Origin of the sequence: Caulobacter sp. CCG-8 (assembly GCF_037402475.1) — a bacterium.
Taxonomy (GTDB): Bacteria; Pseudomonadota; Alphaproteobacteria; order Caulobacterales; family Caulobacteraceae; genus Caulobacter.
Genome location: NZ_JBBEUD010000002.1, coordinates 156,799 through 182,048 on the forward strand (window position 1 = coordinate 156,799; position 25,250 = coordinate 182,048).

The following is a 25,250-nucleotide window of genomic DNA, read 5'->3' on the forward strand; positions in this document are numbered from 1 at the left end:
TCCCTCTTCCGGGCCCGCCTCTCCGGACGAGTCCCTATGCCTCTCCCCGCAAAAGAAAATCCCCGCCGGCGTGCAGGCGCCGGCGGGGAGTCGCAGGGGAGATCGCGTTAGAACCGGTACGAAAGACCGACCATGTAGGTGGTGCCGTACTTCTGGTAGTCGATGGTCCGGCGAGGATCGTTGTTCTCGTAGGTCTTGAACGGCTCGTCGGTGATGTTGTTGGCCTGCAGCAGCAGGGACAGGCCGTCGAGCGGACCCTCGCGGAACTCGTAGCCGATCTGGGCGTCGAGCACGGACTCGGTGTCGACGGTCCGGTAGATCCGCGCGGCGCTGAGGCCGGCCACTTCGCCCAGGAACTTGCTGCGATAGCGGTTGCTGATCCGGGCGTTGAAGCCGTTGTGCTCGTAGTAGAAGGTGGTGTTGATCACCTTCTTCGACAGACCCGGCATCGAGATCGGGTCGCTGTTGTCGTCCAGCTTGACCTCGCTGTCGGTGTACGAGCCGCTGATGATCAGGCCGAAGTCGCGCAGGGGTTCGAAGAAGATGTCGCCCGTGACCGAGGCCGACAGCTCGATCCCGCGGATGTAGCCGCCCTTGCCGTTCTCCGGACCCTTGGCCACGCCTTGGGTCGTGCCCAGTTGCGACCGCACCGCCGGCGGCAGCAGCGCCGCGAAGGCCGAGAAGTCCTCGGGGTGCGAGGAGTTGGAGTTCACGAAGTTCGACAACTTCTTGTAGTAGGCGGCGGCCGAGAGGTAGGCCGAGCGGCCGAAATACTTCTCGAGCGACAGGTCCAGGCCGTCGGCGATGTAGGGCCGCAGCAGGGGATTGCCGCCTTCGGTGCTGAAGAAGGCGTTGGACGGATCCGTCGAGGTCAGGTTGCTGAAGTTCGTGTTGAACGACTGGCTGGCGCGCATCTCGTCCATCCGGGCGCGGGCCAGGGTGCGGGCCGCGCCGAACCGCAGGAACGTCTCGTTGCTGAGGTCGAACGTCAGGTTCAGGCTGGGCAGGACGTAGGTGTAGGTGTCGCCGCCGTCGTTGCTGGTCGGGTGGGCGGTGTCGGCCGGATTGATCCGCGTGCCCTTGGAGAACTGGTCGGTATAGACCACCTGCAGGCCGGTGTTGCCGGTGACCGGCACCGAGCCGACCTTGCTGTCGATGTCGAACTTCACGTAGCCGATCTGGACCTTCTCCTCGACCGACCAGTTGCGCGTCTGGACGGCCGGGTTCTGGTCGGCGATCAGCGTGTAGTAGTTGTTCTTGAGCAGGTACATCGGATCGTAGGCCAGCATGGCCTTGATGCCGATCAGGTCCAGGCTGACGGTGCCGACCAGGGCTTCCTTGGGGATCGCGCGGCTGGTCGGCGCGCCGTCGGCGATGCGGCCGCCGAAGGTCAGGAAGCTTTCGTGCACTTCCTTGGACTTCTCACGGCGGCTGGCGTTGTAGCCGAACTCGACCCTGTTGATCGGGCCCCACTCCAGGTCGCGCTTGGCCATCAGGCGGACCGCGTCCAGCTCGTCCTTGATCGCGGGCGTGTTGTAGAAGCCCGCCTGGGTCAGCGCCCCGCCGGCCGCGCCCGCGCCCCAGCCCTGGGGATCGGTCAGCACGAACAGGGTCGAGTTCGTGTAGTCCAGGCTCGAGCCGAAGGTGGTGCCGGCGCCCGGCGTGGTGTTGAAGGTCAGGGTGTCGGTGGCGCCGACGCCGGCCGGACCCGTGCCCGAATAGGACTCGAAGATCACGTCGGTGCGGTCGGCGGCCGAGTAGCTGAGGTCGGCGGCCAGGGTCCAGCCGTTGTCGGTCTCGTAGGCGATGTTCCAGCCGGCCGACTTCAGCTCGGTGTGGCGGGTGTTGAGGTCGTTGCGCATGACCCCCTTCACGCCGGTGTAGGCGCCCTGGGTGATCAGGCCGTCCTGGACGGTGTAGCCGGGCTGCAGCGTGGCCGAGCTCCAGAACAGCGGCAGCTCGATGCCGCGCAGGATCTGCTTCTCGCGGAACTTCGAATAGTAGAGGTCGAGCGAGCTGCGCAGCTTGTCGGTCGGGGCGTATTCCAGCACGCCGATGACGCCGGTGCGCTTGAGGTTGTTGGACTGCACGTACGGCTTGGCGCCGCCGATCACCAGCGGGCCGCCGGTCGAGACGTTGGGATAGCCCCAGGCGTTGAAGCGGCGGCTCTGGGTCGGGGTCGAGATGTCCGACACGGCGACGGCCACGCCCAGGGTGTCGTCCAGGAACTGGTCGACCCAGGTCGCGCTGAGGCGGTGGCCGGTGTCCTTGGCGTCCGGGTTCAGCTTCTTCTCGCCGTTGAACTCGTAGCGGGCGTTGGCCGACAGGACCTTCTTGCCGTACTTCAGCGGGCGGATGGTCTGCAGGTCGGCGGTGCCGGCCAGGCCCTGGCCGATCAGGGCGGCGTCGGGGGTCTTGTAGACCAGCACGCCGCTGAGGATTTCCGACGGATACTGGTCGAACTCGACGCCGCGGTTGTCGCCGGTCGAGACCTGCTCGCGGCCGTTCAACAGCACGGTGTTGTAGTCGGGACCCAGGCCGCGGACCGAGATCGACTGTGCGCGGCCGTCCAGGCGCTGGGCGGTCAGGCCGGGCAGGCGGGCCAGGGATTCGGCGATCGAGGTGTCGGGCAGCTTGCCGATGTCCTCGGCCGACACGGCCTCGACGATCGAGCTGGAGGTCTTCTTCAGCGCGATCGAGTTCTGGATGCCGGCGCGGATGCCGGTGACGGTGATTTCCTCGACGGTGTCGGTGCTGGGCGCGGCCGCGTCCTGAGCGTGGGCGACGCCGGCGGTGGTCAGGAGCAGGGCCAGGCCCGTGGCCGCTCCGCTCATCAGCCGCGCTCGGCGCGGCATCGAATTGGTCGTCATTTGAGGCTCCCTCCCAATCGGCTCCCGCGGTTGCGCCGCGGTGATCCAAGCTTCGTTGTGAAAATTACTGCAAATAAACGCATCGGATTGCAACTGGAAAAATGGACAAAATGTCATCTGTGGCTTTTCGGTCCAGATGAAGCGCCGAAAGTTGGGAAATTGGCGCGTTTCGTGGGGCGATAAGGTCGATTGACAGGTTTGCGGGGTTTCTGCAAAAGATTGCAAACAATGGATCGGCGTTCTATCGACCGGTCTTCGATAAGCGGGAAGGGCGAGGGGCGTGGGCATTTCGGGGGCAGGGATGAGTCGATCGGCGGACGCCGCGTTCGCCGCTCCCGAGGTCTTGGCCGCCGGAGTCGCGCGGGTCGGGACGTCCCGCCGTGCGGCCGGTTTCGTCTTGCCCGACCGCCTGCTCGGCGACGACGCGACCAATGATCGCGGCGGTCTCGCCGATGCGTCCGCTCACACGATTTGCGTTCCGGAGGTTGGCCAGTGACGGTCGAGACCCTTTCAAAGCCGTCCGTCGACCTGGCCCAGGACCACGATTGGTGGCGCGGCGCGGTGATCTACCAGATCTATCCGCGCAGCTTCGCAGACTCGAACGGCGACGGGGTGGGCGACCTGCCGGGCGTCACGGCCCACCTGGAGCACGTGGCCTCGCTGGGCGTGGACGCCGTCTGGCTGTCGCCGTTCTTCACCTCGCCGATGAAGGACTTCGGCTACGACGTCTCGAACTACGAGGACGTGGATCCGATCTTCGGGACCCTGGCCGACTTCGACCGCCTGATCGAGAAGGCCCACGCCCTGGGCCTGAAGGTGATCATCGACCAGGTGTTCTCGCACACTTCCGACGAGCACCCGTGGTTCAAGGCCAGCCGCCAGGACCGTAGCAACCCCAAGGCCGACTGGTACGTCTGGGCCGACGCCAAGCCCGACGGCTCGCCGCCCAGCAACTGGCAGTCGGTGTTCGGCGGGCCGTCCTGGACCTGGGACGCGCGCCGCCGCCAGTACTATCTGCACAACTTCCTGTCGGCCCAGCCGGACCTCAACGTCCACAGCCCGCAGGTGCAGGACGCCCTGATCGCCACGGCCCGGTTCTGGCTGGAGCGCGGCGTCGACGGCTTCCGTTTCGACGCGATCAATTTCGCGATGCACGACCAGGCCCTGACCGACAATCCGCCGATCCTGAGCGGCGAGGGCAAGCGCACCCGGCCGTTCGACTTCCAGCACCATTTCCACAATCAGTCGCACGACGACATCCCCGCCTTCCTGACCCGGCTGCGCCTGCTGGGCGAGTCGTACGGCGGCCGCTTCATGGTGGCCGAGGTCGGGGGCGAGCGCGCCGACAGCGAGATGAAGCTGTACACCCAGGGCCCCGATCGCCTGCACAGCGCCTACGGCTTCCTCTACCTCTACGCCGACACCCTGGCGGCCGACCTGATCCGGCAGGGGACCGCCATGTGGTCGGGCGAGGAAGGCCAGGGCTGGCCGTCCTGGACCTTCTCGAACCACGACGCGCCGCGCGCGGTGTCGCGCTGGGCCCGGGGTCGCGATCCCAAGGCCTTCGCCGACATGTCGCTGCTGCTGCTGGTCTGCCTGCGCGGCAACGTCTTCATCTACCAGGGCGAGGAGCTGGGCCTGCCCCAGGCCGAGGTGCCCTACGACCGCCTGCAGGACCCCGAGGCGATCGCCAACTGGCCCGAGACCCTGGGGCGCGACGGCGCCCGCACGCCGATGCCCTGGGTGGCCGTGGCCGCCCACACGGGCTTCTCCAAGGTCGAGCCCTGGCTGCCGATCGATCCGTCGCACATCGACCTGGCCGTCGACCGCCAGGAGCGCGACGGCGACTCCACCCTGAACCTGACCCGCCGCGTGGTCGCGCTGCGCCGCCGGCTGCCGGCCTTGCGGACGGGCGGCATGACCCTGGTCGAGGCGCCCGAGCCGCTGCTGGTGTTCCTGCGGGGCGAGGGCGCGGACCAGGTGCTGTGCGCCTTCAACCTGGGCTTCGAGGCCGCGGCCTGGGACCTGCCGGCCGGCTGGGCGATCGTCGACAGCGTCAACCTGGCCGGGGAGGGCGTGCTGCCGCCCATGGCCGGGCTGGTGGCGCGCAAGGCCTAGGGCGCATCCGACTTTGTTTGTCATCCCGGGCGGAGGCCGCGTAGCGGGCCGTAGACCCGGAATCCAGGTGGACCGCACCGCCTTCGCCCAGTCCCCTGGGGCCCGGACAGCCTCTGCGAGGCTTCCGGGAAGACAACGGTTTGGGTTCTGATCTCGCCAGAATATCCGCGCCGCAGGTCGAGAGCGAAGCCTTAGCGCCGGCGCCCGCCGCCGCGCATGCCGCCCATGTGGCCGCCGAAGCCGCCGCCGTAGGCTCCCCGGTCAAAGGATGGGCGGCTGGCGGCCGAGCGTTCGAAGCCGGCGCCGCCGCTGCGGTCGCGTTCGAAGCCGCGGTCGCGGCTGACCCGCTCGCGGTCCAGCGACGGGTCGGGGCGGTCGGTCTTCGAGAACTTGCCGCCGGCCCCGGCCTGTTCCCAGCCGTCTTCGCCGTGCTTGTAAACATTGCCGTCCTTGCCGGCGTAGATGTTGCCGTTGATGTCGACGACGCCGCCCTTGGAGATGTCGCCGGTGTCGCGGTCGTAGTGGATGTAGCCCGCGCCCTTCGCCTCGCCGCCGCCCGGGCCCTGGGTGTTGAACCCGCCGATCGCGCCCGCGCCCTCCTGGCCGCGTCCGGCCGCGCCGGCCTGGTTGGTCACGCGGCCGGTCTCGGTGTTGACCACGGTGCGCGAGCCGCCCGCCACGCCTTCGCCGGTATAGATGTTCGAGATCGAGCCGCCCTGGCCGGCCACGACCCGCCCGGTCTGGGGATTGTAGCGCACCCCGCCGGCCGCCGCGGTCGAGATGCCGGTGTAGATGTTGGTGTTGCGGCCGGCGTAGCCGTAGCCCCGTCCGCCGGTGCGGGTGTTGTAGTAGCCGCCCTGTCCGGCCCGGCCGTAGTTGCCAGTCCAGGGATTGGCCCAGGCCGCGCCCGTGCCGGCCACCACGCTGTTCCCCCAGCGGCCGTAGACATTGCCGGCCACGACGCCGCCGATGGGATAGTAGCCCGGATAGTAGGGATACCAGGGGCCCCACCACGGATCGTACCAGGGATCGTACCAGCCCCACCCGAACGCCAGCGCCCAGCCCATGGCCGCGCCGTAGCCGAAGGCGGCGCCATAGCCGTAGGGCGTGGGGCAGCCGTACCACTCGGTCCCGACCCAGCTGTCGCAGGGATAGCCCGAGCCGTAGACCACGACCCCGTCGCTGACGACGGTGCCGTAGTAGCCGGGGGTGTAGCCGACATAGATCTCGTCGCCGTTGGTCCCGTAGATCGTGACATAGGTCACGTAGTGCAGGGGCGAGGCGCTGGGGATCTTGTAGATCTCGGGCGGCACCTGGGTGGCGGCGGCCCACGGTCCCCTCGGCGCGGCGGCGCTGAACCAGACCCCGTTCTCCAGGGCGTAGTAGCCGGACGCGCCGGCGTTGATCACCGGGGCGTGGGAATTGACCGCGTAGCTCAGCCCCGTGCCCTGGATCGGCTTGAACTTCGGCTCGCCGTCGTAGAGGGCGTCGAAGCGGGCCTCGTTGCGGTTGACAGTAGCCGTCTGCGGGACGGCGTTGGCCACCAGCGACTCCCGGGCTTCGGGCGTGCCGGGGATCGAGGCCAGGACCGCGCCCTTGGGGCCGTCGCTGGGGATCTTGGCGAAGTCGGCCGGCAGGATCTTGGGATCGACCCAGCGCCAGGGTCCCTTGGACGAGGCGGCCGTGAACCAGCGCCCGGCGATCAGCACGTACCAGCCGCCCGCGCCGTCGATCAGCACGTCGGCGGGGGTGTTGGACACGAACTTCAGGGACGTGCCGGGGATCGGGACGAAGGCCGGGTCGCCCTCGACGCTGATCAGCTCGGCCGGATGGGTGCGGACCAGGATCGTGGCCTTGGGCTGGGCGGCGGCCGGATCGACCTGCCGGTCGGCCTGGGCCGGCGGCGGCTTGGCGGGGCCCAGCTTGGCGGCCGCCTGGGTCACGGCCGCCGGCGGCTTGGCGACGAGGGTCCACGGCCCGTCCAGCGAGGTCGCCGTCGCCCACTTGCCGTCCCGCGTCAGGTAGAAGGCGCCCTGGCTTTTCAGCAGCACGGCGCGGGTGTTGATCACCCGCTCGACTCTGGCCACGCCCGAGGGCTTGAGCACCGGCTGGCCGTCGATCAGCACCAGCAGGGTCGGGGTGAAGGCGAACAGGATCTCGGGCGGGGCGTTGTCGACCGGCTGCGAGACCTCGGGCGATCGGCCCGCCTCCGTGAGGGCCAGCGAGGCTTCCAGCTGGTTCAGGCTGGCCACCAGGCTGGTGGTCGGCGCGACCTTGCGGGCCAGGGCCAGGTAGCGCGTCTCCTGGTCCTTGGCCGCCGGGAAGCTGGCGCGGTCGATGGTCAGCCGGTCCAGCACCACTTCGCGGGCTTCCTTGTCGGTCTCGGTGCGGGCGGTCAGCCAGAGGACCCCGTAGTCCTGCTGGGCGACCGCCTTGCCCGACGCGTCCTTGGTCTCGCCGGTCTTCACCGCCATCACGGCCCGGGCCTTGAGGGTGTCGCCCTCCCAGGAATCGACCTCGGGGCGGTAGAGCGAGAACGACACGCCGTCGACCTGGTAGGACCGGGGCCAGGGGCGGGGCGTCGATGGTCTTGGCGGCGGTGGTCGCGGCCGGCTCGGCCGCCGTCGCCGCGTCCGGGGACCATGCGCCGCCGGACAGCCCGGCCAAACCGACCGGCGCCGTGATCGACAGCGCCAGGCCCATCGCCAATAAGGTCTTCACGGCCGCCTCGCTCGGGATTTCCGGACCGGCCAGGAAGGCGCGATCGCCGGGTGAGCGGGCATTTTCCCTCGCGAGCGGAGGGGCTCCATAGGGTCATCGCCTCAGGGCCGACCCCGCAAATCGCCTAGCCGGCAGGCGGTCAGCCGCCGCAGGATTCGCGGATGATCAGGTCCGTGGGCACCCGCTCCGAGCGGCTGGCGCCCTGGCCGCTGGCGTCCAGCAGCTTGGACACCATCAGCCGGCCCGCCTTGGCGGTGTCCTGCGAGATGGTGCTGAGCGCCGGGCGCGAATAGCGGGCGAAGGGCACGTCGTCATAGCCGATCACCGAGACGTCGCCGGGGATCGACATCCCCGCGTGCTGCAGGGCGCGGATGGCCCCCAGGGCGATCAGGTCCGAGGCGGCGACCACGCCGTCGAACTTCACGCCGCGCTGGATCAGGGAATCGACGCTGGCCTCGGCGGACTCGACCTCGAAATGGGCCGGCACGATCAGCTCCGGATCGACGCCCAGGCCGAACTGCTCGACGGCGTCCAGATAGCCGCGATGGCGCTGCATGGCCTCGGGGGCCTCGGTGTCGCCCAGGAAGACGATGCGCTTGCGGCCCAGGCGCGCCAGGTGCAGCGTCGCGCGCTTGGCGCCCAGCGGGTTGTCCGACCCCACCGAGCAATAGGCCTGGTCCGGAAGCTGAGCGCCCCAGACCACGAAGCGGCCTTCCGTCTCGGCCAGGCGGTTGAAGGCGGTGTGCAGCCAGCTCTGGCCCAGGAAGATCACGCCGTCGGCGCGGCTGGTGGTCATGGCCACCGACAGGTCCTCGAAGCTGGTCGGGGCCACGTGGCTGATGACCAGGTCGCAGCCGCGTTCGCGCGCCGCCTCGCCGACGCCGGCCAGCAGCTCGAGGAAGAACGGGTCCGACAGCCGGCCCTCGCGGCCCTGGGGGCGGGGGACGACGATGGCGATCGTGCCTTCCGCGCCGATCGGGCCGGCGGGCATGTAGCGGCGGAACGGATAGTCCATCTCGCGCGCCAGCTTCCAGATCAGCTGCTTGGTGCGCGTGTTGACGGCCGGGCTGTCGTTCAGCGCCCGCGAGGCGGTGGAGATCGATACGCCGGCCAGCCTGGCCAGGTCTTCAAGCCGCGTCGCGCCCTTGGTCACTGTCCCGCCCCGTCCCGTCGAATCTCTGTGTCGAGATGCGCTGCAAAATTTGCCGCAAATCTTTTCAGACCTTTGTTAAGGCGCCGTGGACATGCTTTTCAAGCGTCATGGACGAGGCGCGGCCGCGTTCCGTCGCGCGATCTTGAAAATTTATGCAATCTTCTGCCATCTTCCTTGGCTGCGGGATGGGCTCCGAGCCCCGAGGGTTCCGTGGAATTCCTCATGTATCCGCACTTCGAGCCCGGAAAATTTGGAAAATCCCGTTGCCAGCCGGAACGGCGCATGCACAAATGCCGCCTCACAAAGCGCTGAAAAAATTTGCGCAAAGTTCCGGTCAACGGGGCGGGGAAGGGGAGCGATGGCGACCAAGGCTCGACTGAATGTCTTCCAGATCTGGAACATGTGCTTCGGGTTCTTCGGGATCCAGATCGGTTTCGGGCTGCAGAACGCCAACACCTCGCGAATCTTCCAGAGCCTCGGCGTCGAGGTGAACCACCTGGCGATCCTGTGGATCGCCGCCCCGGCCACCGGCCTGCTGGTGCAGCCGATCATCGGCTATCTCAGCGACAAGACCTGGGGCCGCCTGGGCCGCCGCCGCCCGTACTTCCTGTGGGGCGCGATCCTGACCAGCGCCGCCCTGGTGGTCATGCCCAACGCCCCGGTCCTGTGGATCGCCGCGGCCGCCCTGTGGGTGATGGACGCCTCGATAAACATCACCATGGAGCCGTTCCGGGCCTTCGTCGGCGACAACCTGCCCGACGAGCAGCGCGCCTCGGGCTACGCCATGCAGAGCTTCTTCATCGGCGTCGGGGCGGTCCTGGCCTCGGCCCTGCCGTGGATGCTGACCCACTGGTTCTCGGTCAGCAACGTGGCCGAGGGCGGCGGCGTGCCGCCGTCGGTGCACATCGCCTTCTACGCCGGCGCGGCGGGCCTGCTGCTGGCCGTGCTGTGGACGGTGTTCACCAGCCGCGAATACAGCCCCGACCAGCTGGCCGCCTTCGAGGCGTCCGACCCCGCGCGCAAGGCCGCGGCGGAGGCCGACGCCCCGACCCGCACGGTCCGCGCCTACATCGTCGGCGGCCTGGTCTGGACCGTGGCCGGCCTGCTGCTGGCCGCCGCGATCTTCGCGACGCGGCTGGAGAAGGAGGTCTATGTCCTGGCCGGCATGGTCGGTCTGTTCGGCGCGGCGCAACTGGTCGCCGGCCTGCTGCGGCGGGGCGGACGGACCGCCAACGGCTTCTCGGAAGTGGTCGAGGACCTGTTCCGCATGCCCGCCACCATGAAGCAGCTGGCGGTGGTCCAGTTCTTCTCGTGGTTCGGCCTGTTCGCCATGTGGATCTACACGACCCCGGCCGTCGCCGCCTTCCACTACCACGCCGCCGACACCGCCTCGCGGGCCTATAACGACGGCGCCGACTGGGTGGGGGTGCTGTTCGCCATCTACAACGGCGTGGCGGCCCTGGCGGCCCTGGTGATCCCGACGATCGCCCGCGCCGTCGGCCGCAAGGCCAGCCACGCCCTGTGCCTGGGCCTGGGCGGCCTGGGCCTGGCGGTCTTCCCGCTGATCCGCGACCCCGGCCTGCTGTGGCTGCCGATGATCGGCGTGGGCTTCGCCTGGTCGTCGATCCTGTCGGCCCCGTACTCGATCCTGTCGGGCGCCCTGCCGGCGCGGAAGATGGGCGTCTACATGGGCATCTTCAATTTCTTCATTGTCATCCCGCAGCTGCTGGCCGCGACCATCCTGGGCCTGCTGCTGAGGGCGTTCTTCGGCGGCGAGGCGATCTGGGCCCTGGTCCTGGGCGCGGGCGGGATGCTGGCCGCCGCCGCCTGCGTGTTCCTGGTCCGCGACGTGGGCGAGCCCAAGGCCGCGCCGGCCGCCGTCCCGGCGCCCGAAGTCCTGTCAAAAGCTTGAATCGCGTCTCATCGACGCCGTCATTTCACGAGGTAGTTCCATGCGTTGCCTGAAGATGCTCGCGCTCGCTTCAACGGCCGCCGTCGCCCTGGGCGCCGCCGCTCACGCCCAGACCCCGACCACCTGGGCCTATGCCGCCAAGACCGGCGTCGGGGCGTCCTACGAGGCCTATGTCGACGGCGCCTACAAGGACGGCGGCCCGACGGGCGCGGTGTCGAAGGTGTGGTTCTCGATCGCCGACGGGACCCTGACCGAGACCATGTACGGCCTGATCCACGAGGCCCAGATCAAGCAGCTGCGCTTTGCCGTGCGGTTCTCGCGCGGGATCGCGATCGAGGGACCGGACACCACGACGAAGACCGAGTATCTCCACGTCGATGCGGCGGGACGTCCTCTATCGCCGGCCTACAAGGTCACCACGACGCACAAGGGCGGCGCGTTCGAGATCGAGAAACGGATCTTCACGGATCCCGATCGCCAGTCGCTGTTCGTTCGCGTCACCTTCCGGGCCCTGAAGGGACCGATCACGCCCTATCTGCTGCTCGAGCCGCATATGGCCAATACCGGCGGCGACGACGCCGGGACGGCCAGCAACACAGCCCTGACCGCGAATGAGAAGGACGTGTTCCTGGCCCTGAAGGGGTCGCAACCGTTCAGCGCGGCCAGCGCGGGCTTCCTGGGCAAGACGGACGGGCTCACGGACCTGGCCGCCGACGGCCAGTTGAACGACCTCCATGCTGACACCGGGAATGTCCGTGGCGCGATCATGCTCACGGGTCGCGTCGCCGAGATCAAGGACGGTGAAGTGACGGTGGACTACGCCATCGGTTTCGGCCCCAACGCCGCCGCCGCCGACCAGGCCGCCTCGGCCACGCTGAAGACCGGCTATGACGAGGTCCTGGCCCGCTACAACGGCGAAGGCGACCGCGTGGGGTGGGAGGACTATCTGGCTTCGCTGACCGAGCTGCCGCGCCTGCGCGAGGCCTCGGAGGACGGCGGCAAGCTGGTCCAGGCCAGCGCCCTGATGCTGAAGGTGCAGGAGGACCGCACCTATGCCGGCGCCCTGATCGCCTCGCTGTCCAACCCGTGGGGCGACACGGTCGACGCCTCCAAGCCCTCGACGGGCTACAAGGCCGTCTGGCCGCGCGACTTCTACCAGTGCGCCATGGCCCTGGCGGCCCTGGGCGACAAGCAGACCCCGCTGGCGGCCTTCCACTACCTGCCGCAGGTGCAGGTCAAGGCCGGCACCAAGGGCAATACCGGGGTCGGCGGCTGGTTCCTGCAGAAGACCTGGGTGGACGGCACCACCGAATGGGTCGGCGTCCAGCTGGACCAGACGGCCATGCCGATCATGCTGGGCTGGAAGCTGTGGAAGCTGGGCTGGCTCTCGGAAGCCGACCTGAAGGCCTACTACGGCAAGATGATCAAGCCGGCGGCCGACTTCCTGGTCGACGGCGGCAAGGTGGGGATCGGCTGGAACCACGAGACGATCACGCCGCCGTTCACCCAGCAGGAGCGCTGGGAAGAGCAGGGCGGCTACTCGCCCTCGACCACGGCGGCGACCATCGCCGGCCTAGTCACGGCGGGCGACATCGCCGAGCTGGCGGGCGACGCGACGGGCGCGGCCCGCTACCGCGCCACGGCCGACGCCTATTCGGCCAAGGTCGAGGCCCGGATGGTCACCACCAAGGGGCCGTTCGGCGACGGGACCTACTATGTCCGCCTGAACCAGAACGAGGACCCCAACGACCACGCCCCGATCGGCGCGGCCAACGGCCAGATCGCCCCGCCCAAGGACCAGGTGGTCGACGGCGGCTTCCTGGAGCTGGTCCGCTACGGCGTGCGCCGGGCCGACGATAAGGCGATCGTCGGCAGCCTGCCGGAACTGGACGACACCAGCCGGGCCGACCTCTACCGCGTGCGCTACGACTTCACGTTCCCCGGCGTCGAGGGCGAGTTCCCGGGCTGGCGGCGCTACGACGTCGACGGCTACGGCGAGGACGCCCAGACGGGCGCCAACTACGGCGTCGGCGGCAAGATGAGCCCCGGCCAGCGCGGCCGGGTCTGGCCGATCTTCACCGGCGAGCGCGGCCACTACGAGCTGGCCCTGGCCAGCCTGAACGGCAAGCCCGACGCCGCCACGATCCGCAAGATCCGTGACCGCTACGTCAAGGCCATGGAGCTGTTCGCCAACGACGGCCTGCTGATCCCCGAACAGGTCTGGGACGGCATCGGCCCCAATCCGCACGGCTATGCGCGCGGCGAGGGCACGGACTCGGCCACGCCCCTGGCCTGGTCGCACGCCGAATACGTCAAGCTGCTGCGCTCGGTCAGCGACGGCCAGGTGTGGGATCGCTACGAGCCGGTGGCGGCGCGCTACGCGAAGTAGAGCGGCCAAGCTTCGTCCGCGCCTGCGAAATCCGGCGCGGACGAAAGTGTCGCTTTTGAAGCTTCACCTTAAGGGCAGCTCGAACAGCGCGCCCTCGAAGGTGTCTGCGCCGCGGCCGATCTCGACGACGGCGGCCGACATGCGACCGCCTCGACCCAGCGCCGCGTCGGCCAGGCTGACCATCAGCGGGTTCGGGGTGGCGTAGGGCGCGGCGGCGCGCAGGGCCTGGGCGATGTCGCGCTCGGCGCGCTCCGGCCCGCGTTGGCAGGCGACGATGAAGGCGGCCGCCGTCGAGCGGCTGACCCCGGCCCAGCAGTGGACCAGCATCGGCCGCGCGGCGTCCCAGCCGGCGGCGAAGTCTAGCAGCCGCGCGACCAGGGCCGCGTCGGGCGCGGTGTAGCCTTCGCGCGGTTCGGGGATGTCGTGGAAGGCCAGGCGCAGGTGGGCGTCGCCGAGGTCCGAGGCGGGCCAGACGGCTTCGCCGGTGGGCGACAGCAGGCTCACCAGATGCGAGGGCCGGTGGAGGGCCCGCGCCGCCTCGACCTGGCTGAGGGGGCAGACCAGCAGGGTCATCGGATCGTCGCCATCGCCGAGACGCCCAGCACGACGCCCAGCTCGCAGGCCTGTTCGATCCCGCCCAGCACGTCGCCGGTGTGGCCGCCGATCAGCCGCCGGGCCGTCAGGGCCAACACCGCCGCCAGGGCCGCCCCGACGGCCGCCCCGGCAAGGCCCGACCAGCCCAGCAGCGCCAGGGGCCACAGGCCCAGCGCGGCGGCGACCAGCAGTTCGAACGGCCGCACGCCGTCGGGCGCGGGCTTGTACTTGGCGTCGTCGCGGTCGCTGACATGCCGGCCCAGCACCATGACCGCGACGGCGGCCACGCGGCCCGCGCCGTGGGCGGCGACCAGGGCCAGGGCGGCGGTCGCCAGGGGCAGGGTCGCCAGGGCGGCGACCTTGATCGCCAGGGTCAGGCCCAGGGCCAGGACGCCGTAGGTCCCGACCCGGCTGTCCTTCATGATCTCCAGCCGGCGGGCCGGGGTCTGGCCGCCGCCCAGGCCGTCGGCCGTGTCGGCCAGACCGTCCTCGTGGAAGCCGCCGGTGACCAGCACCCCCGCCGCCACGGCCAGCAGGGCGGGCAGGAGGCCGGTCCACAGCTGTCCCGCCGCCAGCAGAACCCCGGCGCTGATCGCGCCGACGATCAGGCCGACCAGCGGATAGTAGCGGGCGGCGCGGGTGATCCAGTCCGGCTGGAAGTCGGCGAACGACGGGGCCGGCAGCCGGGTCAGGAACTGCAGGGCGCAGAAGAACAGCTTCAGCTGGCGCGGCATCAGTCGGGGGCGGCCCATCAATCGGGAGCGGCCAGGACGTCGGCCAGGGCGGCGACGTCGGTCAGCAGGTTGGCGGCCGCGACCAGCAGCGGGGCGGCCAGGGCCGCGCCGGTGCCTTCGCCCAGCCGCAGGTCCAGGTCCAGCAGCGGGCGGACGCCCAGGGTCCGCAGCATCAGGGGATGGCCGCGCTCGGCCGAGCCGTGGGCGAAGACGCAGTAGTCCAGGGCGGCGGGGACCAGGCGGATGGCGGCCAGGGCGGCGGCCGTGCTGATGAAGCCGTCGACCAGGACCGCGCGCCGCATCGAGGCCGCGCCGAGCACGGCCCCGGCCATCATGGCGATCTCGCAGCCGCCGAACTGGGCCAGCACGTCCAGCGGCTGGGTCGCGTCGGAGCGCCAGGCGGCGCGGGCGATGCCGGCCTGCTTGCGCGCCAGGCCGGCGGCGTCGTGGCCCGTGCCCTGGCCGACGCAGACCTCGAGCGGCGCGTTGGCCAGGCGGTGCATGATCAGGGCGGCGGACGAGCTGTTGCCGATGCCCATCTCGCCCAGGGCGATGACGTCGGCGCCGTCGGCGGCGGCCGAGCGGGCGATGTCGGCGCCCTTGACGATGGCGGCCAGCACCTCGTCCGGCGTCAGGGCCGGCTCGCGGGCGGCGTTGCGGGTCCCGCGCCGGATCTTGGCGGCGATCAGCTCGGGATGGTCGGGCAGGTCGGCGTCGACCCCGGCGTCCACGACCCGGACCGCGACGCCCGTGGCCCGCGCCAGGGCGCCGACGCTGGACCGGCCGGACAGGAACAGCCCGACCATGGCCGCCGTGACGCTGGACGGATAGGCCGAGACGCCCTCGGCGGTCAGGCCATGGTCGCCGGCGAAAACGTAGAGGTCGGTGCGCGCGATGCGGGGGTCCAGCCGGTTCTGGATCAGGCCGATCCGCACGGCCAGGTCCTCCAGCCGCCCCAGCGATCCGGGCGGCTTGGCCTTGCCGTCCAGCAGGGCGCGCAGGGCGGGCTCCAGCGCGGCGTCGACCGGGGTGATGGCGGCGGTGAGGGCGGAAAGCGTGGTCATGACGAGATCTTGGATAGCCGAGGGAGGGTTATTGGGCGAGGGCGATGATCAGGCCGGCCGCCAGCGGGAGCAGCCAGAGCAGGGCGCAGGCGCGACGATAGAGGCGCAGGCCCCGTTCGAGGTCGTCGGCGCTCGGGCGCGGCCCGTCGCCGAAGGTCGGCCGGGCGACGGTCTCCCCGTCGTAGCGGGCCTCGCCGCCCAGCTGGACGGCCAGCGCCCCGGCCATGGCCGCCTCGGGCCAGCCGGCGTTGGGCGAGGCGTGGCGGCGGGCGTCGCGCAGCATGGTCCGCCAGCCGCCCCCGCCGGCCAGGGCGATCAGGGCGCCCGCCAGCCGCGCGGGGATCAGGTTCAGCAGGTCGTCGGTCCGCGCCGAGGCCCAGCCGAACGCACGCCAGCGCGGTTCCCTGTGCCCGACCAGGCTGTCGGCGGTATTGACGCTCTTGTAGACGAACAGGCCCGGCAGGCCGCCGACCAGCAGCCAGAAGGCCGGGGCGACGACGCCGTCGTTGAAGCTTTCGGCCAGGCTCTCCAGGGCGGCGGCCGCCACGCCCTCGGCGTCGAGCGCCTCGGTGTCGCGCCCGACGATCATCGCCACCGCAGCGCGGGCGGCCGGCAGGTCGCCGGCTTGCAGCGGCGCCAGCACGGCGGCGACGTGGTCGTGCAGACTGCGCTGGGCCAGGCCCGTCGTGGCGATCAGGGCGACCAGGGTCAGGGCCGGGAGGCTGGAGCCCAGGGCGGCGTGGATCGCGACGCCCAGCGCGGCGGCGGCCAGGATCAGCAGCAGGACCAGGACCACGCCCAGCACCCGCCGTCGCCCGTCCGAGGCGGTCGGCCGGTTCCAGCGCCGTTCCAGGCCCTCGATCAACGCCGCCGGCCAGGCGACCGGATGCTTCAGCCCGGCGGGATAGCCCAGCACCGCCTCCAGGCCCAGGGCCAGGGCCGCGACCCAGGGCCAGGGCGCGGCCTCATCCATCCGCGCGACCGATCAGCTCGATCAGGGGACCGGCCGCGCCGGGCACGATGACCGCCTCCACGCCGTAGGCCTGCTTCAGCACCGCCGGCGTCAGGGCGTCCAGCGGCGCGGCGTCGGCGATCAGGGCCCCGTCGCGCAGCACCAGCACCCGGTCGGCCAGGCGCAGGGCCACGCCCAGGTCGTGCAGGGTCATGACCACGCCGTGGCCGTGCTCGACGGCGAAGGCGCGCATCAGGTCGACGGTGTCCAGCTGGTGGCCCGGATCCAGACCGGCCAGGGGTTCGTCGGCCAGCAGCCACGACGGCTCGCCCGCCAGCACCCGGGCCAGCAGGGCGCGGGCCCGCTCGCCGCCCGACAGGGTCAGGACGTCGCGATGGGCCAGGCCCGTCATGCGGGTGCGGACCAGGGCGGCCTGGACGGCGGCGTGGTCGGCGTCGCTGAGGCCCCGCGCGCCGCTGTGCGGCGTGCGGCCCAGGCCGACCAGGGTCTCGACGTCCACGGCCCAGGCCACCTCGGGCGTCTGGGGCAGGAAGCCGATGCGCCTGGCGCGCTCGCGGTGCGACAGGGTCAGGATCGGCTCGATCCCCAGCGACACGCGCCCGTCGTCGGGCCGACGCAGTCCGGCCAGGCAGGCCAGCAGGGTCGACTTGCCCGCGCCGTTGGGGCCGACGATGGCCGTGACCTCTCCCGGACGGAACCGGGCGCTCACGCCGGCCAGCACCGCCTGGCCGCCCAGGGCGACGGTCAAGGTTTCGGCGACGAGATCGTTCATGCCGCTCTCCTTCATGCCAGCCTCCGGCGCATCGAGATCAGCAGGGCCAGGAAGAACGGCCCGCCCACGGCGGCCATGGCCACGCCCAGGCGGACCTCGGCGGCCGAAGGCGTCAGCCGCACCACGATGTCGGCGGCCAGCACCAGGACCGCTCCAGCCACGGCGCTGGGGGCCAGCAGGGCCCCCGGCTGGTGGCCGACCAACGGCCGCATCAGGTGCGGCACGATCAGGCCGACGAAGCCGATCATGCCCGTCACCGCCACGCTGGCGCCCGAGGCCAGGCCGACGCCGACGGCCAGCAGCACGCGCGTCAGGTTCAGGTCCACGCCCAGGGCCTTGGCGCCGGTCTCGCCCAGGGTCAGGGCGTTCAGGGCCCGGCCCAGGAACAGCATCAGGCCCGAACCGACGGCGATGAAGGGCAGGGCGCGCCAGACGTCGTCGGCGCTGCGGTCGGCCAGCGAGCCCAGCAGCCAGTTGATGATCTCCTGCGCGGCCCAGGGGCTGGGGGCCAGGCTCAGCGCCAGGGCGACCCCGGCGCTGGCGACGGTGTTGAGGATCACCCCCGCCAGGATGAAGGTGATGGTTCCGCCGGTCCCGCCCGCCAGCACCAGCATGACCCCCACGCCGACGATCGCGCCGATCATGGCCGCCGCGAACAGCAGCCAGGGCGTGGAGAGGCCGAGGCTCAGATACATGGTCATCACCGCCCCGAGGGCCGCCATGGACGACACGCCCAGCACGCCGGGATCGGCCAGCGGGTTGCGGGTGTAGCCCTGCATGGCCGCGCCGGAGAGGCCCAGGGCGGCGCCGACCGCGACCGCCAGGACGGTCCGGGGCAGGCGCAGCTCGAAGATGATCGCCCAGCGCGGGTCGTGGCTCGCCGACGACCAGGCGCTCCACGGCACCCAGACACGGCCGGCCATCAGCGACAGCCCGCTCAGCAGCACGACGAGCAGGCAGAGCCCGCCCAGCAGAAGAAGGCGCTTGGTCATGCGGCGGCTCCCAGGACTTGTCGGCGGGCGGTGGCCAGGGCGGCGGCGGTGTCCATCAGGCCGGGACCGCCGCAATAAAGCAGCCGCTCGGGGAACACCGCGCGGGTCATGCGCGGCGAGACGCTGGCCAGGGCCGGGTGGTTGAGGATGCGTTCGGCCCAGGTCGGGGCGTTGGGCGCGGCCTGGCCGGCCAGCAGCACCTCGGGCGGATCGGCCAGCAGGCGCTCCAGCGAGACGTTGCCCCACTTCTTCAGCCCGTAGCGCTGGGCGACGTTCACGAAGCCGGCGCGGCGCATCATCTCGTCGACCAGGGTGCCGTGGCCGGCGGCGAAGCCGTTGGGCTGGAAGACCAGGGCGGTGACCGGACGGGTTCCCGGACGCGGCGCGGCCTTGGCCATGGCCGCCTCGACCCGGGCGATCAGCGCCTCGCCCCGTTCCGGGTGGCCGGCGGCCTCGGCGATGCGGCGGATCTGGTCCTGGTTCTCGACCCAGCTGTTGGGCACCTTGAACAGCTCGGTGCGGATGCCCAGCCGTTTCAAGGCGGCGCGGGTGGCGGGCGAGGAATGGGCGGCGGTCAGCACCACGTCGGGCCGCAGGGCGATCACCTCCTCGGCGCTCTCGTAGGTCATCGGATAGGTCAGGGCGATCTTGGCGATGCTCGATTGCTGCGGATCGCGGGCGTAGTGGCTGAGCGCCACGACCTGCGGACGGTCGGCCACGTGGACCAGCACGGCGTCCAGGCAGGGATTGAGCGAGATGACGCGGGGCAGGGCGCGGGCGCTCGCCGCGCCGCCCGCGAGGCCGGCCGCCAAGCCCGCGCCGACCGCCGTCCTCCGCGTCAGGCCGGTCAAAACTCGACCCCGCGCTGGGCCTTGAAGCCCTGCTCGAACGGATGCTTGACCAGGGTCATCTCGGTGACCAGGTCGGCGATCTCCAGCAGTTGCGGCTTGGCGTTGCGGCCGGTCAGGCACACGTGCTTGTCGTTGGGGCGGGCCTTCAGCACCGCCACCACCTCGTCGATGTCGAGATAGTCGTAGCGCAGGGCGATGTTGATCTCGTCCAACAGCACGAAATCCAGCTTGGGGTCGGCGATCATCTCCTGGGAGACCAGCCAGGCGGCGCGGGCGGCGGCGATGTCGCGCTCGCGGTCCTGGGTGTCCCAGGTGAAGCCCTCGCCCATCACCTCGTAGCGGACCTGGTCGGGGAACTTCTTGAAGAACAGGCGCTCGCCCGTCTTCCACTTGCCCTTGATGTACTGGACGACGCCGACCTTGAGGCCCCAGCCCAGGTGGCGCGCCACCATGCCGAAGCCGGCCGACGACTTGCCCTTGCCATCGCCGGTATGGACCAGCAGCAGGCCCTTCTCGAGGGTCTTGGTCTCCATCATCGCGTCGCGCTCGGCCTTCAGGGCCTTCATCGCTTCGGCGTGCTTGGCGTTGAGGTCTTGGACGTTCGGGTCTTCGCTCATCAGAGGGTCTCCAGGGCGTCGGCGAGGCGGAGCCAGTCCTCTTCGGCGCCGGGCAGGCCGAAGCGGATCAGCGTCTCGTCCCAGGGGAAGGGGCGGGTGAGGATGCCGGCCCGGGCCAGGGCCTCGAACCGGCGCGGCGCGTCGGCGGCCCGCGCCAGCCGGAACAGGGTCGTCCCGCCCGCGATCTCGAACCCGGCGCGGCGCAGAAGGCCGTCCAGCTGCACGGTGTCCTCGATCAGGCGCAGCCGGGTCTGGGCCGCCCAGGCGGTGTCGGGATAGGCCGCCAGACCGGCGGCGATCGCGGGCCCCGACACCGGCCAGTCGCCCAGCGCCTGGCGGGCGCGGGCGGCCAGGGCCGGTTCGGCGATCAGGAAGCCCAGCCGCACGCCGGCCAGGCCGTGGAACTTGCCGAACGAGCGCAGGACGATCAGTTGCTCGAAGCCGGACGTCCCGGCCAGCGCGGCGACCGACCCGGACGGATCGACGTCGACGAAGGCCTCGTCGACCAACAGCGGTCCGTCGGCCAGGTCCAGGACCTGGTCGGGCGGTACGACGCGGCCGGTCGGGTTGTCCGGATTGACCAGGACGCGCAGGTCGGCCGACCGGTCGCCGGGGTCGACGATCTCGGCCCCGGCCCCTCGCCAGGCCTCGGCGTGGCCGCCGTAGGTGCGGGTCGAGATCGCGATCCGCCGCCCTTCGAGCAGGCGCGGCAGCAGGCGGATCAACGCCTCGCTGCCGGCCGCCGCGACGACCCGCGCGGGATCCTCGACCCCGAACGCCGTCGCCGCGACCCGTTCCAGGGTCCGCAGGGAGTCCGGATCGGGCAACCGCGACCAGGTCTCCGGCGCGAACGCCGGGAGCAGATAGGGGTGAGGATTGATCCCCGTCGACAGGTCGATCCAGGGCGTCGGCGCGTCCGGCCAGGCCGTCCGCGCCGCGCCGAGGCGTCCGCCGTGGCCGAGCAGGGCCGCCGGCGTGGCCATGGCTAGAACCTCGCCCGCACGCCGGCGAAGGCGCCGCGGCCCAGGGTCCCGTAGCGGTAGAGGGTCTCGTACTGCTGGTCGAACAGGTTCTCGATCCGGCCGTACAGCTCGAACGTGTCGTTGATCGGATAGGAGACCCGCACGTCGGTCAGCACGTAGCTCTTCAGCCGCCGGGTGTTGGCGGCGTTGTCGAAGCTATGGCCGACATACTGCATCGTCACCCCGCCGGTCAGGCCGTTGGGCAGGCTCAGCTCGGCGTCGGCCGAGGCCGTCTCGCCGGCCCGGCGCACCAGGTCCTTGCCGTAGTTGGCGCCCGCCGACTTATTGACCGCGTCCATGTTGGTGTAGTTGCCCGACAGGGTCAGCAGCGAATTGACCTCGAAGCTGCCTTCCACCTCGACGCCGTCGGCCCGGGTCTTGGCGGTGTTGGCGTAGCCGCCGAAATTGGGCGGGGTGTTGTTCGACAGGAAGTCGATCTGGTTGGTGGTGTCGCGGTCGAAATAGGTGATCGAGCCGCGCAGGCGGCCGTCCAGGACGCTGTGCTCGACGCCGATGTCCCAGCTCTTGGCCTCTTCCGGCTTCAGGTCCGTGTTCCCGTAGTCGCTGTACAGCTGGTACAGCGACGGGGCCTTGAAGCCTTCGCCGTAGTTGGCGCGGAAGATCGTCGCGCCGCCGTTCGGGGTCCAGGTCGCGCCGGCCTGGAAGGTGGTGGCGCTGCCGAAGGTGTCGTGGTCGTCGTAGCGGACGCCGCCGGTCAGGGTCAGGCCCGCGCCGGGCTTGGCCTGCAGCTGGCCGTAGACGCTGTCCATGCCGGTGGCGTGGCGGTCGGCCGCGGGATTCGGGTCGAAGTCGGACGGCGCGGCGGTGCGGAACCAGGTGCGCTCGGTCTCTGCGCCGAACACCGCGCGCCAGACCGGATTGATCGTCCACGTGCCCTGGTACTCGAGGCTGCTGTCGGTGCCCCGGGCGTCGAAGGTCTTGGTGGTGACGGCCTGGTCGGGGTTGTAGTTGTCGCGGTCGGTCTGGGTGTAGGCGTAGCCGATGCGGCTCTCCAGCGCGCCGTCGAAGCTGGACAGGCGCGTGCCCAGATAGCTGACCAGCTCCTTGGTCTTGCCGTATTCGGCGGTGTCGGCGAAGGCGAAGGCCGGCGCCGGGAAGCCGTCGAACTCGTTGCGGCCGGCGGCATAGGACAGCCGGGCGTCCAGCGTCGCCCATTCGGCGACCTTCAGGTCCAGGCGGCCGCTGACGGCGGTGTTGTGGTAGCCGTCCTTCTCCTTGCCGCCCATCGCCTCGTCGAAGTTGGAGACGCCGGCGGTGGTGTAGGACCCCGCCGCCAGGCGCCAGCCGCCCCAGTCGCCGCCGGCCCCGACGCCGACGCGGGCGTAGGCCGTGGCGCGCGAGCCGCCTTCGACCGTGGCGTCGCCCGACAGCGGACCGTCCGGGGTCTTGGTGATCATGCTGACCACGCCGCCGATGGCCTGGCTGCCCCACAGGGTGGACTGGGGACCGCGCAGCACCTCGATGCGGTCGACGTCGCCGGCCAGCAGGGTGGCGAAGTTGTAGCCGCCGCCCGTCGACGAGGGGTCGTTCAGCTTGACGCCGTCGATCAGCACGGCGGTCTGGTCGGTCTCGGCGCCGCGGATGCGGACCTGGGTCGAGCCGCCCACGCCGCCGTTGCGGGTGACGGTGACGCCGGGCGTGCGCGACAGCAGGTCCGACACCACCACCGCCTGGCGCTGGCGCAGGGTCTCGGCGGTGATGACGGTGGTGCTGACGGGCGTTTCGGACAGCTTGTCGGATGCGCGGCCGGCGGTGACGACCACCTGGTCGACCGCGTTGGCGTCGTCGGCGGTTTCAGCGGCCAGGGCCAGGCTCGGCAAGCCGAGAGCGGGAAGGGCGGCCACCAGGGCCAGGACGGAAATAGAGCGCATGTTCAAATCCTCCGTGCGCAGCAACGAAGGCTGGTCCGAAGATTCGGACCGGCCCGACGATGTCGCCTCGGGGGAAGAACCCCATCGTACGGCGCACCCCGGCCGGACGAAGGACGACCGCGACGGGCAGGTCTCCTGGCTCACGGGTCAAGGCCGATGCGTGTCGCCTTCCCAGCGCTGCTCCGAAGAGAAGCGCCAGTGGCATAAGACACGCGGGCTCGCCGTTTACAGTTGCGGGGGCAGCCCGGGTTTCGCACCCGAGTTCCCTTTTCATCCTCTTTCGAGGAACCTGTCGCGAGAGCTGCACTATATGTTGCGCCGCACACGGTCAATCTGACTGGTAATCTGGAGCACGTCTTGTCGTTCACCCTCGTCCTGGGCGGAGCCCGATCCGGCAAGAGCGCCTTCGCGCAAGGCGCGGCCGAGGCCAGGGCGGCGGAAACCGGCGGCCGGCTGGTGATGGTGGCCACGGCCCAGGCCTTCGATTCGGAGATGGCCGAACGCATCGACCGGCATCGGGCGGATCGCGGCCCGGCCTGGACCACGGTCGAGGCGCCGGCGGACCTGGCTCCCGCGCTGGACGGCCTGGGCGCCGGCGACGTGGTGGTGGTCGACTGCCTGACCCTGTGGCTGTCGAACCTGATGCTGGACGATCGCGACGACCTCGCGGCGGCCGCGGCCGAGCTGGCGGCGAGCGCGGCGCGGTTCCCGGGCGCGCTGTGGCTGGTGTCCAACGAGGTCGGGTTCGGCATCGTGCCCGACAACGCCCTGGCCCGGCGGTTCCGCGACGAGGCCGGGCGGCTGCACCAGGCCCTGGCCCAGGCCGCCGACGCCGTGACCCTGGTCGTGGCCGGCCTTACGCTTCGGCTGAAATGAGAAAAACTCGATTGAGCGCTGAAATTCCACGTCTAGGGTGTGGATAACAGCAGTCGCTCACGCGGATGGGCGGCGCTCCGGGAGGACGCCATGAACGCCTTTACCCCGATCACCGCTTCGGAAACGCCCGACTACGCCGGCCTCACCGTGACGCCCGCCGGCACGGTGCTTGGCGCCGAGATCTCAGGCGTCGATCTGCGCCAGCCGCTGACGCCGGAGAGCGTGGCGGCCATCCGCACGGCGCTGCTGCGCCACAAGGTGGTGTTCTTCCGCGACCAGGACATCAGCCATGAGGACCATGTCCGTTTCGGCCGGTATTTCGGGGACTTGGAGGGGCATCCTGTCACCGCCCACGTGCCCGGTTTCCCCGAAATCCTGCACATCGAGGCCGCCGACGGCATGAAGCTGCGCGAGGAGATCGTGCCGATCGTCCGCGCCGCCAACAAGTGGCACACCGACGTCACCTTCCGCCCCGCGCCGTCGATGGGCGGGGTGCTGCGCATGCGCCACATGCCGCCGCTGGGCGGCGACACCCTGTTCGCCGACACCGCCGCCATCTATCGCGACCTGCCCGACAAGCTGAAGGACCGCATCGCCGACCTGAAGGCCGAGCACGACATCCTGCAGAGCTACGGCTACCGGGTGGACGAGGCCAAGCGGCAGGAGCTGCGGGCGGCCCATCCGGTGCAGGCCCACCCCGTGGTCCGCACCCATCCCGAGACCGGCGAGAAGCACCTGTTCGTCAACAAGGTCTTCACGACGCGGATCCTGGGTCTGCCCGAGGACGAGGCCGCCCAGCTGCTGGCCGAGCTGCTGGAGCGGGTGAAGACCCCCGAATACCAGGTCCGCTTCCGCTGGACGCCCAACGCCATCGTCTTCTGGGACAACCGCGCCACCCAGCACTACGCCATCCTCGACTACTGGCCGCAGGAACGCATCGTCGAGCGGGTGACGATCCAGGGCGACGTGCCGTTCTGATCTACTCTCCGCTCATCCCGGCGAACGCCGGGATGAGCGGGTCGAGTTAAACCCGCGAAGTCTTTGCCGAAACCCGGCGTTCCATCAGCAGCAGGCTGAGCATCACCAGGAAGGCGAAGGCCAGCAGGGCGCCGGCCAGCTGGTGGGCCTTGTCCCATTCCAGGGCCTCGACCAGGCGGTAGATCTCGATCGACAGCACCTCGGTCTGGCCCGGGATGCCGCCGCCCAGCATCATCACCACGCCGAACTCGCCGATCGTGTGGGCGAAGACCAGCAGGGCGGCGACGGCGTAGCCCGGCAGGGCCAGGGGCAGGGCCACCCGCAGGAAGGCGCTCCAGGGCGAGGCGCCCAGGGTGGCGGCCGCCTCCAGCGGTTCGTCGCCCAGGGCGATGAAGGCGTTGCGCAGCGGCTGGACGGCGAACGGCAGCGAATAGATCAGCGACCCGATCACCAGGCCCTGGAAGGTGAAGGCCAGGGTGCGCACCCCGAACGGGTGCAGCAGGGCGATCAGCGGGCTCTGCGGGCCCAGGGCGATCAGCAGGTAGAAGCCCAGGGCGGTCGGGGGCAGGACGATCGGCAGGGCCACCAGCGCCCCGACCGGCGTCCGCCAGCGCGAACGCCCCCGGGCCAGCCACCAGGCCAGGGGCGTGGACAGGATCAGCAACAGGACCGTGGTGATCCCCGCCAGCTTGGCCGTCAGCCAGGCGATCTCCAGCATGGTC

At 70.7% G+C, this 25,250-nt stretch carries 19 protein-coding genes and 1 riboswitch; of the genes, 5 read left to right on the forward strand and 14 right to left on the reverse strand.

Annotated elements, in window-relative coordinates; genetic code table 11:
• Positions 1 to 107: 107 nt before the first annotated feature.
• On the reverse strand, positions 108 to 2,870 hold the full coding sequence (locus WAE60_RS02265) for a TonB-dependent receptor (protein ID WP_337684744.1): 2,763 nt from the start codon (positions 2,868 to 2,870) through the stop codon (positions 108 to 110).
• A gap of 492 nt (positions 2,871 to 3,362) precedes the next feature.
• On the opposite strand from WAE60_RS02265, the gene WAE60_RS02270 reads away from it, so the two are divergent.
• Positions 3,363 to 4,988: an alpha-amylase family glycosyl hydrolase gene (locus WAE60_RS02270; RefSeq protein WP_337684746.1), complete on the forward strand. Its 1,626-nt coding sequence runs from the start codon at positions 3,363 to 3,365 to the stop codon at positions 4,986 to 4,988.
• 191 nt (positions 4,989 to 5,179) lie between these two features.
• Here the strand turns inward: WAE60_RS02270 and WAE60_RS02275 are convergent, their stop codons facing one another.
• Positions 5,180 to 7,531: a hypothetical protein gene (locus WAE60_RS02275; protein WP_337684748.1), complete on the reverse strand. Its 2,352-nt coding sequence runs from the start codon at positions 7,529 to 7,531 to the stop codon at positions 5,180 to 5,182.
• A 317-nt stretch (positions 7,532 to 7,848) separates the two neighbouring features.
• Complete coding sequence (locus WAE60_RS02280) at positions 7,849 to 8,922, reverse strand: LacI family DNA-binding transcriptional regulator (RefSeq protein ID WP_231499553.1); 1,074 nt, start codon at positions 8,920 to 8,922, stop codon at positions 7,849 to 7,851.
• Between the two features lie 298 nt (positions 8,923 to 9,220).
• Between WAE60_RS02280 and WAE60_RS02285 the strand changes: the two genes are divergently transcribed.
• Together WAE60_RS02285 and WAE60_RS02290 are read left to right on the forward strand one after the other, a co-directional pair.
• A complete protein-coding gene (locus tag WAE60_RS02285) occupies positions 9,221 to 10,774 on the forward strand; it encodes an MFS transporter (RefSeq protein ID WP_337684750.1) in 1,554 nt (517 codons plus the stop codon).
• Positions 10,775 to 10,814: 40 nt separating this feature from the next.
• Entirely contained in the window at positions 10,815 to 13,163 is a 2,349-nt protein-coding gene (locus WAE60_RS02290; RefSeq protein WP_337684751.1) for a glucan 1,4-alpha-glucosidase, read from the forward strand.
• Between the two features lie 63 nt (positions 13,164 to 13,226).
• Here the strand turns inward: WAE60_RS02290 and WAE60_RS02295 are convergent, their stop codons facing one another.
• The 10 genes from WAE60_RS02295 to WAE60_RS02340 are packed head-to-tail and all read right to left on the reverse strand — an operon-like array spanning position 13,227 to position 22,674.
• Positions 13,227 to 13,736 carry a hypothetical protein gene (locus tag WAE60_RS02295; protein WP_337684752.1) on the reverse strand — a complete coding sequence of 170 codons (510 nt, stop codon included), beginning with the start codon at positions 13,734 to 13,736 and terminating at the stop codon, positions 13,227 to 13,229.
• Positions 13,733 to 14,509: an adenosylcobinamide-GDP ribazoletransferase gene (cobS, locus tag WAE60_RS02300; protein ID WP_337684753.1), complete on the reverse strand. Its 777-nt coding sequence runs from the start codon at positions 14,507 to 14,509 to the stop codon at positions 13,733 to 13,735. Before cobS ends, WAE60_RS02295 begins: the two co-directional genes overlap by 4 nt.
• Positions 14,509 to 15,555 (reverse strand): nicotinate-nucleotide--dimethylbenzimidazole phosphoribosyltransferase, encoded by a 1,047-nt coding sequence (gene cobT, locus WAE60_RS02305; protein WP_029917099.1) that lies wholly within the window; start codon positions 15,553 to 15,555, stop codon positions 14,509 to 14,511. The genes cobS and cobT overlap by 1 nt, the downstream gene beginning before the upstream one ends.
• A 28-nt stretch (positions 15,556 to 15,583) precedes the next feature.
• Complete coding sequence (gene cbiB, locus WAE60_RS02310) at positions 15,584 to 16,528, reverse strand: adenosylcobinamide-phosphate synthase CbiB (RefSeq protein ID WP_337684755.1); 945 nt, start codon at positions 16,526 to 16,528, stop codon at positions 15,584 to 15,586.
• Positions 16,521 to 17,300, reverse strand: a complete 780-nt coding sequence (locus WAE60_RS02315; protein ID WP_337684756.1) for an ABC transporter ATP-binding protein — start codon at positions 17,298 to 17,300, stop codon at positions 16,521 to 16,523. The genes cbiB and WAE60_RS02315 overlap by 8 nt, the downstream gene beginning before the upstream one ends.
• An 11-nt stretch (positions 17,301 to 17,311) precedes the next feature.
• On the reverse strand, positions 17,312 to 18,292 hold the full coding sequence (locus WAE60_RS02320) for an iron ABC transporter permease (protein ID WP_029917105.1): 981 nt from the start codon (positions 18,290 to 18,292) through the stop codon (positions 17,312 to 17,314).
• Positions 18,289 to 19,104: an ABC transporter substrate-binding protein gene (locus tag WAE60_RS02325; protein WP_337684757.1), complete on the reverse strand. Its 816-nt coding sequence runs from the start codon at positions 19,102 to 19,104 to the stop codon at positions 18,289 to 18,291. Before WAE60_RS02325 ends, WAE60_RS02320 begins: the two co-directional genes overlap by 4 nt.
• A gap of 35 nt (positions 19,105 to 19,139) precedes the next feature.
• Complete coding sequence (cobO, locus tag WAE60_RS02330; protein ID WP_029917108.1) at positions 19,140 to 19,760, reverse strand: cob(I)yrinic acid a,c-diamide adenosyltransferase; 621 nt, start codon at positions 19,758 to 19,760, stop codon at positions 19,140 to 19,142.
• Entirely contained in the window at positions 19,760 to 20,743 is a 984-nt protein-coding gene (locus tag WAE60_RS02335) for a threonine-phosphate decarboxylase (RefSeq protein WP_337684759.1), read from the reverse strand. The genes cobO and WAE60_RS02335 overlap by 1 nt, the downstream gene beginning before the upstream one ends.
• Before the next feature lie 2 nt (positions 20,744 to 20,745).
• Complete coding sequence (locus WAE60_RS02340; protein WP_337684761.1) at positions 20,746 to 22,674, reverse strand: TonB-dependent receptor; 1,929 nt, start codon at positions 22,672 to 22,674, stop codon at positions 20,746 to 20,748.
• A gap of 107 nt (positions 22,675 to 22,781) precedes the next feature.
• Positions 22,782 to 22,982, reverse strand: a riboswitch (cobalamin riboswitch).
• A gap of 49 nt (positions 22,983 to 23,031) precedes the next feature.
• Between WAE60_RS02340 and cobU the strand changes: the two genes are divergently transcribed.
• Positions 23,032 to 23,550, forward strand: a complete 519-nt coding sequence (gene cobU / locus WAE60_RS02345) for a bifunctional adenosylcobinamide kinase/adenosylcobinamide-phosphate guanylyltransferase (protein WP_029917113.1) — start codon at positions 23,032 to 23,034, stop codon at positions 23,548 to 23,550.
• Between the two features lie 90 nt (positions 23,551 to 23,640).
• Positions 23,641 to 24,528 carry a TauD/TfdA family dioxygenase gene (locus tag WAE60_RS02350; protein WP_337684764.1) on the forward strand — a complete coding sequence of 296 codons (888 nt, stop codon included), beginning with the start codon at positions 23,641 to 23,643 and terminating at the stop codon, positions 24,526 to 24,528.
• Positions 24,529 to 24,574: 46 nt separating this feature from the next.
• On the opposite strand, the gene modB is transcribed toward WAE60_RS02350, so the two are convergent.
• Positions 24,575 to 25,246: a molybdate ABC transporter permease subunit gene (modB, locus tag WAE60_RS02355; protein ID WP_029917117.1), complete on the reverse strand. Its 672-nt coding sequence runs from the start codon at positions 25,244 to 25,246 to the stop codon at positions 24,575 to 24,577.
• Positions 25,247 to 25,250: the final 4 nt, after the last annotated feature.